12 protein-coding genes and 1 tRNA gene are annotated in these 14,947 nt (G+C 57.2%); 10 read left to right on the forward strand and 3 right to left on the reverse strand.

Annotated features, from left to right (window positions below):
- Positions 1-39: 39 nt before the first annotated feature.
- A complete protein-coding gene (gene nth / locus DV520_RS04100; RefSeq protein ID WP_021918955.1) occupies positions 40-681 on the reverse strand; it encodes an endonuclease III in 642 nt (213 codons plus the stop codon).
- Between the two features lie 163 nt (positions 682-844).
- Here nth and DV520_RS04105 point away from each other — a divergent pair, with 163 nt between their 5' ends.
- Positions 845-2,089, forward strand: a complete 1,245-nt coding sequence (locus tag DV520_RS04105) for a serine hydroxymethyltransferase (RefSeq protein ID WP_117141868.1) — start codon at positions 845-847, stop codon at positions 2,087-2,089.
- 122 nt (positions 2,090-2,211) lie between these two features.
- Positions 2,212-3,480 carry a replication-associated recombination protein A gene (locus DV520_RS04110; RefSeq protein ID WP_117141895.1) on the forward strand — a complete coding sequence of 423 codons (1,269 nt, stop codon included), beginning with the start codon at positions 2,212-2,214 and terminating at the stop codon, positions 3,478-3,480.
- On the opposite strand, the gene DV520_RS04115 is transcribed toward DV520_RS04110, so the two are convergent.
- Positions 3,477-4,403: a S1 RNA-binding domain-containing protein gene (locus DV520_RS04115; RefSeq protein WP_242984642.1), complete on the reverse strand. Its 927-nt coding sequence runs from the start codon at positions 4,401-4,403 to the stop codon at positions 3,477-3,479. The genes DV520_RS04110 and DV520_RS04115 overlap by 4 nt on opposite strands.
- Before the next feature lie 106 nt (positions 4,404-4,509).
- Between DV520_RS04115 and DV520_RS04120 the strand changes: the two genes are divergently transcribed.
- The 4 genes from DV520_RS04120 to DV520_RS04135 all read left to right on the forward strand — a co-directional run bounded on the left by DV520_RS04120 (position 4,510) and on the right by DV520_RS04135 (position 11,351).
- Complete coding sequence (locus DV520_RS04120; RefSeq protein ID WP_021919306.1) at positions 4,510-4,731, forward strand: DUF951 domain-containing protein; 222 nt, start codon at positions 4,510-4,512, stop codon at positions 4,729-4,731.
- Complete coding sequence (locus tag DV520_RS04125) at positions 4,721-5,599, forward strand: radical SAM protein (protein ID WP_021919307.1); 879 nt, start codon at positions 4,721-4,723, stop codon at positions 5,597-5,599. The genes DV520_RS04120 and DV520_RS04125 overlap by 11 nt, the downstream gene beginning before the upstream one ends.
- A gap of 122 nt (positions 5,600-5,721) precedes the next feature.
- Positions 5,722-6,564, forward strand: coding sequence for a tyrosine-type recombinase/integrase (locus DV520_RS04130; RefSeq protein WP_117141869.1), 843 nt, complete (start codon positions 5,722-5,724; stop codon positions 6,562-6,564).
- A 362-nt stretch (positions 6,565-6,926) separates the two neighbouring features.
- Complete coding sequence (locus tag DV520_RS04135) at positions 6,927-11,351, forward strand: S-layer homology domain-containing protein (RefSeq protein ID WP_117141870.1); 4,425 nt, start codon at positions 6,927-6,929, stop codon at positions 11,349-11,351.
- A gap of 73 nt (positions 11,352-11,424) precedes the next feature.
- Here the strand turns inward: DV520_RS04135 and DV520_RS04140 are convergent, their stop codons facing one another.
- Positions 11,425-12,048, reverse strand: a complete 624-nt coding sequence (locus DV520_RS04140; protein WP_117141871.1) for an MBL fold metallo-hydrolase — start codon at positions 12,046-12,048, stop codon at positions 11,425-11,427.
- 194 nt (positions 12,049-12,242) lie between these two features.
- On the opposite strand from DV520_RS04140, the gene DV520_RS04145 reads away from it, so the two are divergent.
- The 4 genes from DV520_RS04145 (at position 12,243) to DV520_RS04160 (ending at position 14,940) form a co-directional block, all read left to right on the forward strand.
- Positions 12,243-13,169 (forward strand): nucleotidyltransferase family protein, encoded by a 927-nt coding sequence (locus DV520_RS04145; RefSeq protein WP_117141872.1) that lies wholly within the window; start codon positions 12,243-12,245, stop codon positions 13,167-13,169.
- A gap of 120 nt (positions 13,170-13,289) precedes the next feature.
- Positions 13,290-13,373 (forward strand) — tRNA-Leu (locus DV520_RS04150).
- Between the two features lie 93 nt (positions 13,374-13,466).
- The gene (locus tag DV520_RS04155; RefSeq protein WP_117141873.1) at positions 13,467-14,423 is read left to right on the forward strand and encodes an NAD(P)H-dependent flavin oxidoreductase; all 957 of its coding nucleotides are present in this window, start codon (positions 13,467-13,469) and stop codon (positions 14,421-14,423) included.
- A 94-nt stretch (positions 14,424-14,517) separates the two neighbouring features.
- Positions 14,518-14,940: an acyl-CoA thioesterase gene (locus tag DV520_RS04160; RefSeq protein ID WP_021919377.1), complete on the forward strand. Its 423-nt coding sequence runs from the start codon at positions 14,518-14,520 to the stop codon at positions 14,938-14,940.
- Positions 14,941-14,947: the final 7 nt, after the last annotated feature.

A 14,947-nucleotide genomic window follows, 5' to 3' on the forward strand; every position in this document is an offset into this window, starting at 1 on the left:
CACACCACGGGAACCGTGGTGTGCCAAGAAAGTAGATGACTATGCGTTTTTTTGAAAGTGATCGCACCAGGGACGGAGGGTACAGTTGGGGCAGTCGGGCTTGCGCGCCCGGCAGACCGCCCGGCCATGGAGCACCAGACGGTGACAGAAGTCGTTGGACTCCTCCGGCGGCAGGCAGGCCCGCAGCTGCTTTTCCACCTTGCCGGGGTCCTTGGTGCCGTCGGTGAGCCCCAGCAGGCCGGTGATCCGGATGCAGTGGGTGTCTGCCACCACCACGCCGGGGGTGTGGTGAACATCGCCCAAAATAAGGTTGGCGGTTTTTCTGCCCACCCCGGGCAGGGAGAGCAGCTCCTCCATGGTGCCCGGCACCTTGCCATGGAATTGTTCCAGCAGCATGCGGGAGGCAAAGACAATGTCCTTGGCCTTGGCCCGGAAAAAGCCGCAGGAGTGGATGTAGGGCTCCACGTCGGCCGGCTCTGCCTCCGCCAGGGCCTCCAGGGTGGGGAAGCGGGCGAAGAGGGCGGGGGTCACCTGATTGACCCGCTCATCGGTGCATTGGGCGGAGAGGCGGGTGGCAAAGAGCAGCTCATAGTCCTTTTGGTATTGCAGGGAACAGATGCCATCGGGATACAAGTCTTTGAGTGCCTGGACAATGGCGTGAATATCCTTGGAATTTTTCATAAAAACTACCGATTCCTTTTTCTCTATGGGTTGTTTTTCGTATAAATAGTATAGCACAAAGTGGAAGGATAGTCATTGGATTTTTTTTCGGTTTGGAGTATAATAAGCTGGAAAACGCAAACCCGCCATCATAGAAATTTGAATGTAAAAAGGAGCGAGTATCGTGGTCAAAGATGTCATCGATTTCCTGATCCAGCAAGATCCCCAGGTGGGCAACGCCGTGCAGGCGGAGTACGACCGTCAGCGGAGAAATATTGAGCTGATTGCCTCGGAGAACTTTGTCAGCCCGGCCGTTCTGGCGGCTGCTTCGTCCGTGCTCACCAATAAGTATGCCGAGGGCTATCCCGGCAAGCGCTACTATGGTGGCTGTGAATGTGTGGACGTGGTGGAGGACATTGCCCGGGACCGGGCCAAGGCCCTCTTCGGCGCGGACCATGCAAACGTCCAGCCCCACAGCGGCGCTTCGGCCAACTACGCAGTGTACCAGGCCCTGTGCAACGTGGGAGACACCGTCATGGGAATGAACCTGGACAACGGCGGCCACCTGACCCACGGCAGCCCCGTGAACTATTCGGGGATCAACTACAAGATTGTCCCCTATGGCGTGGACCCCAAAACCCACCGCATCGACTATGACCAGGTCCGCGACCTGGCCAAACAGTGCAAGCCCAAGATGATCATTGCCGGCGCCTCCGCCTATCCCCGGATCATTGATTTTAAGGCTTTCCGGGAGATTGCCGACGAGGTAGGCGCCTATCTCTTCGTGGATATGGCCCACATTGCCGGCCTGGTGGCCGCGGGGCTGCATCCCTCCCCCGTGCCCTATGCCGACGTGGTGACCACCACCACCCATAAGACCCTGCGGGGTCCCCGGGGCGGCGTGATTCTGTGCAAGGAGGAGCATGCCAAGAAGATTGACAAGGCCATTTTCCCCGGCTCCCAGGGCGGCCCCCTCATGCACATCATCACCGCCAAGGCCGTTGCCTTCGGGGAGGCCATGAAGCCGGAGTTCAAGACCTACCAGGAGCAGGTGCTGAAGAATGCCAAGGTCCTGGCCGAGAGCCTCATGGATGCCGGCTTCCAGCTGGTCTCCGGCGGCACCGACAACCATCTGATGCTGGTGGATCTGCGCCCGGCCAACATCACCGGCAAGGAGATGGAGAAGCGCCTGGACCAGGTGAACATCACCGTGAACAAGAACACCATCCCCGACGATCCCCAGTCCCCCTTCGTCACCAGCGGCATCCGGGTGGGGGTCCCCGCCGCCACCAGCCGCGGTCTGCGGGAGGAGGACATGAAGGTCATCGGCCAGCTCATTTGGAAGACCGCCACAGAGTTTGACACCAAGCAGGAGGAGATCCGCGCGGCGGTGGCGGAGATCACGGCCAAGTACCCCCTCTACGAGTAAGCCCTGTCCGCCGGGGGAAAATTCTCCCTTTACGGAAGGGGTCACAGCTGATAAAATAAGGAGGACGACGCAGGTCGTTCTCCTTGTTTTTATTTCGACTATGGGAAAGAGAGATGAGCGCCATGTACCAGCCCCTGGCAGACCGGCTTCGGCCCAATTCCATCGACGAGGTGGTGGGGCAGCGGCATATACTGGGGGAGCAGGGGGTTCTGCGGCGGATCATTCAGGGGGGAAATATCCCCAATCTGATTTTTTACGGTCCCTCCGGCACGGGAAAGACCACGGTGGCGGAGATCGCCGCCGCCCAGATGCACCGGCCCTTCCACCGCCTGAACGCCACCACCGCCTCTTTAGCGGACATCAAGGCCATCACCGCGGATGTGGGGACTCTGCTGGCACCGGAGGGGGTGGTGCTGTATCTGGATGAGATTCAGTATTTCAATAAGAAGCAGCAGCAGTCCCTGCTGGAGTTTATGGAAACGGGAAAACTGACCCTCATTGCCGCCACCACGGAGAATCCCTATTTCTACATTTACAACGCGGTGCTCAGCCGGGCCACGGTCTTTGCCTTTCAGCCTGTGTCGCCGGAGGAGGTTCTGCCGGTGGTGCTTCGGGGAATCCGGGAAATGAGCCAGGACCGGCAGGGGCGGGTCCGCTGGGAGGAGGGGGTGGCCGAGCACATTGCCCGCAGCTGCGGGGGGGATGTGCGGAAAGCCCTCAACGCGGTGGAGGCCCTCTTTGCGGCCCATGCCATGGACCGGGGCGAGACGGTCCTGACCTTGGCGGAGGCCCAGGTGGTGGCCCAGCGGTCCGCCAACCGCTATGACCGGGACGGTGACAGCCATTATGACATTTTGTCCGCTTTTCAAAAGTCGGTCCGGGGCTCTGATCCCGATGCCGCAGTCCATTATCTGGCCCGGCTGCTGGAGGCGGGGGATCTGATCTCCCCCTGCCGCCGGCTGATGGTCATGGCCAGTGAGGACGTGGGCCTGGCCTATCCCCAGGCGGTGGCGGTGGTGAAAGCCTGTGTGGACAGCGCCAATATGCTGGGCCTGCCCGAGGCCCGGATTCCCCTGGCCCAGGCGGCCATTTTCCTGGCCACCGCGCCCAAGTCCAACAGCGCCATTCTGGCGGTGGAGGGGGCGCTGGCAGACCTGCGGGCGGGACGGACGGGGGAGGTGCCGCCGCATCTCCGGGACGCCCACTATGAGGGGGCGGCCCAGCTGGGCCATGGGACGGGGTACCAGTATGCCCATGGGTATCCCAACCACTATGTGAAACAGCAGTATCTGCCCGATGCCCTGAAAAACCAGACCTATTACACCTATGGGGAAAATAAAACCGAGCAGGCCGCCAAACAGTATTGGGACCGGATCAAGGGGGAAGGCTAACCGAAGACCGTCTGTATTTTGTGTGCCAGGCGCCCAGGGGGGGAATAGTCCCAGCGGGAGAGTTGACCGGATGTGATAAAATAGGAAAGAGGTTCCGGCCCCGGCTCTGGCTCCAGGCGGTGAATGAGGGTGAGCTTGATCTTCATGCGGTCCGGCAGGATGGCTTTGATGTAGACGGACACCCGGTCGTCTTCCGCCAGTCCTTCGGTCTGGTCTGCCAGGCCGGTGAGGTTGGGGGTCAGCTCTACAAAAGTTCCATAGGATTTCACCCCCCGCACCCAGCCGGCCACGGTCATGCCGGGGGAAAACCGGGCGACGTTCTCCAGCCAGGTGCCCAAAAGCTCCTTGTGGGAGAGAAAGAGCCGTCCCTGGTCGGGGTCGCTCCCTGTGAGCACGGTATAGATTTCCTGCCCCACGGTGAACCGGCGGGCAGGGTGAGAGATGCGGGAGACGGAGCAGTTTTCAATCCCGATGAGAGACACCACCCCGCACCCCACATCCACAAAGGCGCCGAAGCCCTCCAGGTGGGTCACGGTGGCGGGGAGAACGGTGCCCGGCGGGCAGCGGAGCAGTTCTGCCAGAGCCAGCTCCTGGGCCCGGCGGCGGGAGAGGGTGAGTTGGGGCGGCGCGCCCTCAGCCACCCCGGTGACGGTGAAGGAGATGGGCTTTCCCACCCGGGAGAGAATGGCGATTTCCCGGGCGGTTCCCTCCCGGATGCCCAGGGCGGCCTCCTCCCGGGGAATGGTTCCGGTGAAGGGGCCCAGGTTCACCAGCAGATCGTGGCCCGGGGTGCACAGGACGGCCCGGCCCTCCAGCACGGTTTCCTGCTCCATAGCTTGGCGGAGGGAGGAGAGGGTCTCCCAGGCGGCTTGGTTTTCTGGGGTGTGGAGCAGGCGCCCTTCTGGGAGATACAGGTTGGACATACACTGCCTTCCTTTCTGATTCCATGAGTGAGACGAAGTCTGACTCAATGATATTCACATGGGGGCCAAAAATTGCCCCTTCTTTTTCCAATGGAGGTGTTGTACCATGGATATTCAACCCGGCGACGTGCTGGAGATGAAAAAGGAGCACCCCTGCGGCGCCCGGCGGTGGGAGGTACTCCGGGTGGGGATGGATTTCCGCCTGCGCTGCACCGGCTGCGGCCGGGAGGTGATGCTCCCCCGAAAAAAGGCGGAGAAAGCCCTGAAAAAAATCATTTCCCCGGCGGACCAGGCTGGGGAGGACAGGAGGAATCCCTATGCGTTATGAAGGTCAGATTTATCGGCCCCCAGGAGAGTGGCGCAGCTATCTGCTCCAATGCACCATCGGCTGCTCCCACAACAAGTGTACCTTCTGCGGCATGTATAAGACCAAGAAATTTCACGTGCGTCCCATGAAGGAGATCATCGAGGACATTGCCATGGCCCGGGAGTATTACGGTCCGGAGAACGTGGATAAGGTCTTTCTCTGCGACGGGGACGCCATTGTCATGCGCCAGGCCCACCTGCTGCAGATTTTGGAGGCCCTGTACGCGGCCTTCCCCCATCTGCGCCAGGTGACGGTCTACGCCGGCACCCGCAGCACCATGACCAAGAGCCAGGAACAGCTCATTGAGCTGCGCCAGGCCGGCCTCACCCGGGCCTATCTGGGGGTGGAGAGCGGCTGGGATGAACTGCTGAAAAAGGTCAACAAGGGGGTCACCTCCGAGCAGATGCTCCAGGCCGCTGCCCTGCTGAAAAACGCCGGCATTGACCTGTGGGTCACGGTGATTCTGGGCCTGGCCGGCCCGGGAGAGCCCTCCAAGAAGCACGTGGAGGAGACCATCCGGGTGCTCAACCGGATGCAGGCCAACCATGTCTCCTGCCTGTCCTACATGCCGGAGCCCAACTCCCCCATGTACCAGGATGTCAAGGAGGGACGTTTCCAGATGATTACCCCCCGGGAGTACCTGGAGGAGACCCGGGCCCTGGTGGCCGGGCTCAACTATGGCCCCTTCCATTTCACCAGCAACCACGCCTCCAATTATCTCCCCCTCAAGGGAACCCTGCCGGACGACCGGGAGAAGTTCCTGTCCATGATCGACAACGCCCTGGGGGGGAAGCAGCGGATTCGCAGCGAATATTCCCGCGCCCTTTGACCCCAGCGAAGAAAAGAAAAACCCACGGCGGTTTCTGTCCGCCGTGGGTTTTTCTATGCCAAAAAGAAAATAATATGAGATATGTTGGTACAATAGAGACAGGAAAAAGGAGGGTGCTGTCTATGTACCATTGGATGACGCAAGCAGAGATTCAGCGGTTCCTGGCCCATCTGCGCCGGGAGGAACGGAGCCCGGGGACCCTGGCCAAATACCGCCGGGATTTGCTGGCCTTTGCCGCCCGGCTGCCCCAAGGGGGGCGGGTGGACAAGGAACAGGTGCTGGCATGGAAGGAGGAGATGGCCCGGCGGTATGCCCCCAGCACGGTGAACAGCATGATTGCGGCCCTCAACGGCTTTTTTGCCTTTCAGGGCTGGCACGGGTGCCGGGTGAAGGCCCTGCGCCAGCAGCGGGAAATTTTTCGGGAGAAGGCCCGGGAACTGGACAAGGGGGAGTACCTGGCCCTGCTGGCCGCCGCCCGACGGCGGGGCAGCCAGCGGCTGTATCACGTGATGCAGACCCTGGGGGCCACGGGGATTCGGGTCTCCGAACTGGTGTTTGTCACGGTGGAGGCTCTGGCTGCCGGCCGGGCGCTGGTGCACTGTAAGGGCAAGCGACGGGCGGTTCTGCTGCCCCAAAAACTCTGCCGGGCACTCCAGGGATACTGCCGGGCCCGGGGCATCACCGCCGGTCCGGTGTTTGTGACCCGCACCGGACGCCCGGTGGACCGCTCCAACCTGTGGCGAGAGATGCAGGCCCTCTGCTCCCGGGCCGGGGTGGAGGCCCGGAAGGTCTTCCCCCACAACTTTCGTCACCTGTTTGCCCGGGCCTTTTACGCCCTGGACAAGGACCTGGCGAAGCTGGCCGACCTGCTGGGCCACGCCAGCATAGAGACCACGCGCATCTATATTATGGAGAGCGGCGCCGAGCATAAACGGCAGGTGGAACGGCTGGGGCTGATTCTGTAACAACGAAATTCTTATTCCGTTGTAACAAATAAGCCGCAAGATGATATACTGATTGAGTTACTTACAATATATCACAGATCAAAGGGGAAATGCAAGCCAGATATTTGATAAAACGCACAAGAAAACCACCTGAAGAAAACAGTCGATCTTTCTTCAGGACTTTTTTGCACCTATTTTTGCGAAGAATGGAGAAAGTCTTCCTCTGGGTTATGCTCTCATTTCTTTTCCTTGGCTGTCGAATGACAACGGAATAAGAATTCCGTTGTGCGCCGCATTTTTTCGTTTGGCTTATTTACAACGGAATAAGAATTTTGTTGTAACCATACGGCGGGATGAAAAAGTAAGAGAAGGGAGTTTACACGATGAGTACAAGGAAAAGACGCTGGGGCGCCATATTGCTTACCGTCTGTATGGCGCTTTCCCTGATGACGACAGGGGCGCACGCGGCAGGAGAGGAACCATCTGCGGATTTTTCAGCCCATGAAGTGAATGTGGAAGATCCTTACCCGGAAGGGGTGACGGTGGATCTGTTTGATTACTGGTTGGAAGACCAAAACAGTCCCGACAGTCAGAGGATGAAAGGTGGGGACAGTGGTAAATATAAGAATATGGGAATTAACCAAAATCACGCCTTAAAATTCCTCAACGATGCAACGTGGGGCACCTATAACCAGTGGACCGGGAATGAAGGACCCTATACCGGCATTGTGTCGTCCCTATTGGGGGAGGACGGATATCCCCATCTAAACGAAGAGAAAATAGAAAGCGGCGAGTCCCTGTCCTATTTGTTCAACGGATTTGACAGTCGGGACACGAGGGAGAAGAAGGTCGAGGGAAAAGCCGCCTATATGGATGTGGGCGGACTGCTGCAGCGGGATCAGGAGGGTTATTATTACTACGATTGTACAAAAAACTTTGCCAGCTTTGATGAAAATGAGAATCAGTTTACACTTTATGAGAAAGGCGGCGTAAAAGAAGGCACAGAGGAAAACGCTCGCTATCAGTTTTTCCCATTCAATACGGCAGAGCAAGTTTTTAACATAAGCGGCGGTGAGTTGAACGATAAAGAATTAGAGGGTAGCGAGAGTGCTCCGGCAAGAAAGGATATCATCAATCATTATTTCGGCGTTAGCATGGTGACCCGTTTTGTACAGACGAAGGATGGCAAATCTCCGTTTGATTCTACGAAGCCGGTAACCTATGAATTCTCTGGGGACGACGACGTGTGGATTTTCATTGATGGTGTATTGGTGGCGGACCTGGGCGGCATCCACAATACAGCATCGGTAAAAATTAACTTCTCCACGGGAGAGATTGATGTGAACGGAGGAAAGGATTCTGGGAAGGAAGGGGCATTGTCCACAACACTCAAACAGGCGTTTAAGAGTGCGGGAAAAAATGGGGACGATGATGATTGGGATGAAAATACCTTTCGGGAAGGCACCTTCCATACCTTGAATTTCTTCTATCTGGAACGGGGGAACGGGGCGTCTAACATGAGCCTCAAGTTCAATATGAAGGTGATCCTGGAGAGCGAGATCAAAAAGGTAAGTCAGGATTATACGGCTGCGGGGACTGCGGAGGGGGTAGCAGGCGCAAAATTTGCACTCTATCCGGCGGACGAGAGCTGGGATATTATAGATGGATACCAGAACGCACCCTATGCCACAGGAACAACGGATGAGAAGGGCGAGTTTATCTTGCTGGATCAGGAGAACGTCCCGCTGGTACCCAGTGACCTGCAAGGGGTCAGTTCTTACTGGGTACTTCGGGAGACAAAGGTGCCAGAGGGCTATCGGGGCATAGAAGAGGTTCATTTTCACTTGCAGAGCAATGACAGTGGATACCCCATCCTTTTGTCTGACAGCACCTGGGACGTGGGCGCCTATGCCATGTCTAAGGTGCTGGCGACGGCCCGCACAGTGAGTGGGGAGGAGCCCGGCGCAAAATATGTGGAAACAACTGAAGAGGGAAAAGTCAAAGTCCTTGATAGTGAGGGCAAACCTGTGGGCACCATGTTTTCCGTGATTCTAAAGCGGCCGAATGATTTCCGAGGAACGTGGGAAGAACTTACTTTGAAGGATTTGACAGCGGTGTCCGGGAATCCGGAAAAAGGTTGGAAAATCCATCCAGCGGGGATGGAAGGTGTTCTCGAGGCGGCCCAGGAGAACTGGTATCCATTTAAGCTGGGCACTGAGTTCACCTGCGCCATTGAAAATCTGCCTGGAGACATTGAAAAGTATTACTTGGTAGCAGCGAAAGATCAGAAGCAACAGGCGGAGTATACCGGCGGTTATTTTTACATCAATCAAAAGATTACAAGTGTCGAAGCGTTGAAGGATGTCGATGTCGAGGACATTGTCATGCTGGACCCCTATGACTTCCAGCGCCAGTTTGCGATGAGCCTGTATGTGCCCAACATCCAAAACCGCCTGCTGGTGCAGAAGACGGACGAGGAGGGGGTACCCCTGGATGGGGCAAAGTTTTCTCTGTATAAACAAGAGGATATCACAGTTGATGAACAGGGTAATTATCAAATATCAGAAGAGAAAACACCGATCACGGTGGAAAATACAGAAAAAACAGAGACGATTGACTTGGGGAATGGAAGCACAATCAAGGGTGCGATGACCTTTTCCAAGATTCCCAAAGGAGAGTATTACTTAATTGAGACAGAGGCCCCGGGCGGATTTGAGAAGAACCCCACGGCAGTTCCCGTAATCGTGGATGACACCGGCGTTTACGCCGATGCAGGGAAAGAAGAAGATATGGTCTCTGTCAACCTGGGCGTGGGCAAACTGGTCAAGAGCATGGTGCAGTTTGCCGCGGACGATGACATTGACGCCACCCTCCACGACATCAAGGCGGCGCTGGAGACGGGGACGTACGAAAATAAGAAGTGGAACTGGACCGAGACAGAGGATAACGTATGGAACAGTACAGACCCTGAAAAGATCATGCACCTGTCCTATTCTTCCACAAATGCAGTCTTAGAGTATGGTCCGATTGAGGGCTACTCCAATGCACTGACCTATGACGAGGGCTGGGGGCGGCTGTCCATTCGGCAGTGCATGGACCATGATGATACCATTCAGTCTCCCAAACAGGATTTGAAAGAGCAAAGCCTGAACAACCTCTTTTCCGGTACCACCATGGTGGTGGTGGGGAACCAGCGCCAGGCGGCGGGGACGCTCTCCATCACCAAAAACGTGGATGGTCTCGACAAGAACATCGCCTCCCAGCTTTCCTTTGATATTACCCTGACCGCAGAACCAAAGAATTTGAACGGCGGGACGGTGTACCGGATGAAGGATGGGGAAACAGGTGAAAAAGTGCCCTTCTCGGAGGAAGGAAAAGCTACGCTTTCGATCCATGGTGGGGAGACCATCACGCTGCAAGTTCCGGCGGGTGTGACGATCACTGTGAAAGAGGATGCTGTATCAGGGTTTACTGTTGCATACGAAGATACGTCGTTTGCGTCGGAGGCAGTATCGGCTTCTGAGCAAAGTCAGGGCATTTCGGTAACGATTGAAGAGAAGGCTGACAAAGCAATCACGATCACAAATACGTTTGATAGTGGGAACGCTGTAGCGGAAATCATTCCAGCTATCAACAAAACCTTTACCGGAAGCGGCTGGAACATAGGTGATGCGGTATCCTTCCAGATTGAGGCCATGACGGAGGATACTCCTGTCCCCAACCCAAATCGAATTACAATCACCAAATCCTCTGACAGCACAGCATCGGCATCTTTTGCCCCCATCATTTTCACGGAAGCGGGAACCTATCAGTACGAAATTACAGAAGATGAGGGAGACCTAAACCGTGTCAAGTATGACACCAGTGTTTACACGTTTTCTGTAACGGTGACTGATAATGAAGAGAGGGGACTTACCGTTAGTAATTGGAGCATTGAGAAGAACGAGAAACCAGCAGACGAGATCGTCTTTACCAATCATCGAAGCTCCGGAAGCCACCGCCCTGATCCGGACCCCGATGACGACAAGCCCAGCCTGAACACCGAGGACCACTATGGCTACATCATCGGCTACCCCGTGGACTACTACACCGGGCTGCCCACCGAGGACCAGACCAAAAAGCCGGTGAAGCCCCAGGGCAACATCACCCGGGCGGAGGTGGCCACCATCTACTTCCGCATGCTCACCGATGAGAGCCGGAACCACTTCTGGAGCCAGGACAGCGGCTACCCGGATGTGGCGTTGGCGGACTGGTTCAACAACGCCATCGCCACCCTGTCCAACGGCGGGATCATCAGCGGCTATCCCGACGGGACCTTTGACCCCAACGGGTATATCACCCGGGCCGAGTTCGCGGTGATTGCCGCCCGGTTCTTCGACATGGACTACCAGGGGGAGGACCTCTTCCCGGACATCGACGGTCACTGGGCCCAGGATTACATCAACCAGGCCGCGGAAGACGGCTTTATCGAGGGGTACCCGGACGGGACCTTCGGGCCGGACAAGTACATCACCCGGGCCGAGGCGGTGACCCTGGTCAACCGGACCTTGGACCGGCACCCCGACCCGGACCACTTCCTGGAGGATATGCTGGTCTGGCCGGACAACCTGGACACCGAGCAGTGGTATTACGCCGACATGCAGGAGGCCACCAACTCCCATGAGTATCAGGTGAAGAAGGACGCCCAGGGCAACGAGTATGAGGTGTGGACCAAAGTCCTGCCCGTGCGGGACTGGGAGGCCTTTGAAAAGGAGTGGTCAGACGCCAACTCCGCCGAGAATCCCGGTGAGGTGGTGGGGAAGAACTGAGTCCCCGGCACCCCGGTAACACCAGAAAAGAACAGCCGGACGGTGAAAACACCGTCCGGCTGTCTGCGTTCCCTTACACGGAGCAGTGAAGAACCGCGATCTGGGGCTTGGTCCCTTCGTCAAGGGAGAGGGTGTCGGTGGGGTAGTATACATAATTCTCCACCAGGGACAGAAAATCCTCCACCTGGCCCACCGCCGGCAGGCCCACGGCGCCCATCCGGTAGTGCATGGGCAGAAAGACCTTGGGCCGAAGATCGTCCAGCAGGGCCTTGGCCTCCTGGGGACCAATGGTGTAAAAGCCCCCCACGGGCACCATGGCCGCGTCCAGGCCCTGGAGCTCTGCCTTTTGCGCGGGAGAGAGGGGACAGCCCAAGTCCCCGAAATGGGCCACCCGCAGCTTGCCCACCTCCAGCAGATGGATGGTGTTCTCCCCCCGCAGCCGGCCCCCTTCCGGGTCGTGGAAGGTGGGAATTTTGGTGATACGGAAGGGGTTGGGGCGGCCGGTGCGGAGGGTGACAATCTCCGCTGCGTTGTGGTCGTTGTGCTGGTGGGAGCACAGCACCAGGTCCCCGGTCAGGCGCAGCGGGGGAAAGCCCGGGACGTAGTGGTCCTCATAGGGGTCCAACACCACGGTGAAGTCCCGGCAGGTCAGGGAAAAGCAGGCGTGGCCGTGCCAACGTACCGTCAGTTGTTCCATGGGAAAACCTCCTTATGGTCGGGTATATCCCGAAGTCTCTGCCCTTATTGTACCATATTTCCTGGCGTTGGCCAGAAATTTCCGCCGGAAAGAGGGGATTTCCCCGGAAATTTTTCCCTCAGAATGGAAAAATGCCGAAGAGCATAGTATAATAAAAGAAAAACCGCCTGAGGCGGCGAAATGGAGAGATCAACATGAAAGCGACTTTGGTAATCATGGCGGCCGGCATGGGCTCCCGCTACGGCGGAGAGAAGCAAACCGACGGCATTGGCCCCCACGGCGAGGCCATTATGGAGTATTCGGTCTATGACGCGGTGCGGGCCGGGTTCCATAAGATTGTGTTTATCATAAAACCGGGGATGGAGCCCACCATCCGCGCCCTCTGCGGGGACCGGATCGAGACCATGCACACCCCCCAGGGAGAGCCGGTGGAGGTGGCCTATGCGGTGCAGGACTTCTCCAGCATTCCGGCCTTCTATACCATTCCCCCGGAGCGGAAGAAGCCCTTCGGCACGGTCCACGCGGCCCTGTGCGCCCGGGATGTGGTGCGGGAGCCCTTTGCTATTATCAACGCCGACGACTACTACGGCGTCTCGGCCTATGAGACCATTTTGCAAAAACTCCTGACCCTGAAGCCCACCGGGGAGGGGGCCATGGTGGGGTACCGCTTGAAAAACACCGTCAGCGACAACGGGACGGTCTCCCGGGGGGTCTGCCAGCTGGACAGCGGCAGCCTGCGAAAGGTGAAGGAGACCCTGAAAATTAAAAAGTACCCCGACGGCCGCATTACGGACACGGAGAACCCGGCTCAGGAGGTCCCCTTGGACCCGGAGAGTGTGGTGTCCATGAATTTCTGGGGCTTTACCCCCTGGATTTTTGAGGAGATGGAGGCCTATTTCCACACCTTCCTCCGGGAACTGGCACCGGAGGAGCAGAAGGCGGAATGCCTGCTGCCGGTGCTGGTGGACCGCTTAATTACCGCGGGCCGGCTGGATGTGGCGGTGCTCCATACCGATGCGGTCTGGTTCGGCGTCACCTATCAGGAGGACCGCCCGGTGGTGGAACAGGCGCTGAAAGCCCTCCACGAAAACGGGACCTATCCCCCTTCCCTAAAGGGCTGATCCAAAACAGGAAACCCGGCGGTGCCACCGCCGGGTTTTTCTGAGAATGGAAGAGAAAAGAGGAAAAAGGGATTGACAAATCTCTCCAGAATGAGTATACTATCTAAGCAACCTAAAAATGCGGATGTGCTGGAACTGGTAGACAGGCACGTTTGAGGGGCGTGTGTCCATGACGTACGGGTTCAAGTCCCGTCATCCGCACCAGATGGAAAAGAACCGAGACTTCTTCAGAGAGGATCTCGGTTTCTTTTTTCGTTTTGGTTATTTTTATCTGTTGTATAAGGAGGAGTAGGATTTATGAACTCGTCACTTTGTTCGCTCTTAGGAATCCAGTATCCTATTATGCAGGGGGCCTTTCAGTGGCTGGCAACGCCTGAGTTGGCTGCGGCGGTATCCAATGCAGGGGGTCTGGGTACGATCAGCGCGTCTTTGTATCAGACGAAGGAGGAACTGACCGAGGCGATTGCACGGGCGAAGTCTCTCACAGACAAGCCTTTCTGCGTTAATATCTCTATGTTTCCTGAAGTGGTGGAAGGGGAGAAAACATGGGATTTTATTGCGGCCTGCTGCCAAAGCCAGGTCCCTGTGGTGGAATTGTCCGGCCGGGACCCAAAACCCTTTGTGGAGGAACTCCATGGAGCGGGCGCGAAGATCATTCATAAATCAACGGCCGTCCGATTTGCGCAAAAAGCAGAGGCTGCGGGGGTGGATGTAGTTTCTGTGGTGGGCTTTGAGTGCGGCGGTGCACCGGGGAATGATGATGTGACCTCTATGGTGCTGATTCCTTCTGTGGCCAGTGCGGTTCATATTCCTGTGATTGGCGGCGGCGGTGTATGTGATGGGCGCAGCTACTTGGCCATGCGGGCGCTGGGAGCAGAGGGCGTGGTCATCGGGACAAGGTTCATGGCTACGCAGGAGTGCGCCATCCATCCCAACTTTAAGAAACTTTTGGTGGACAGCAATGAGCGCGCGACAATGGTGGTGCAGCGGTCCATTGATTTCCCCCATAGAAATTTGAAGAATGAGACTACGCTGCAAGTGGCGGAACTGGAGAAGGGGAACCCCAAGTTAGAGGATATTTTCCCGTATGTCAGCGGAAAACGGCAGAAGAAGTGCTATGACAGCGGGGACACCCAGGGAGGTGTTTTCCCTTGCGGTGAAGTCGTAGGACGAATTCACGATATCCCGACGGTACAACAGCTCATAAATCGTATTGTTCGTGAGGCGGAGGCCATCGCCCCTACGCTTCTTTGAGAGGCTGGGCAGCAAAGACGAGGAAAAACTTTTTGGACGGGAACACTGGCATAGTGATTCCCGGGACGTGGCAGACAAAGGAGAAGAAACAGGAATGAACGCATATCGGCACACCGTGCAGTATTATGAGACCGACCGGATGGGAATTGTCCATCACAGCAACTATATCCGCTGGATGGAGGAGGCCCGGGTGGATTACCTGGCCCAGCTGGGATGGGGACTGGAGCGGCTGGAGGCCATGGGCTCGGTGTCCCCGGCAACCTATTTGGACGCCAAGTATAAGCAGACCACCACTTTTCCGGATGTGATCTCCATTCAGGTGACCTTGACGCAGTTTACCGGGGTCCGACTGCGGCTTCACTATGTGATGACAAAGGAGGGGGGGCCTGTGGTGTTTGAGGGAAATTCAGAGCACTGTTTCCAGGACCAGCAGGGCCATATTCTGCGTCTGCGCAAGGCATTTCCGGCCTTTGCCCAGGCCCTGGACCAGCAGCTGGCGGCCGGCCAGGAGGCGTGAGGCACGC

The organism is Evtepia gabavorous (assembly GCF_003425665.1).
GTDB classification, from domain to species: domain Bacteria; phylum Bacillota; class Clostridia; order Oscillospirales; family Oscillospiraceae; genus Evtepia; species Evtepia gabavorous.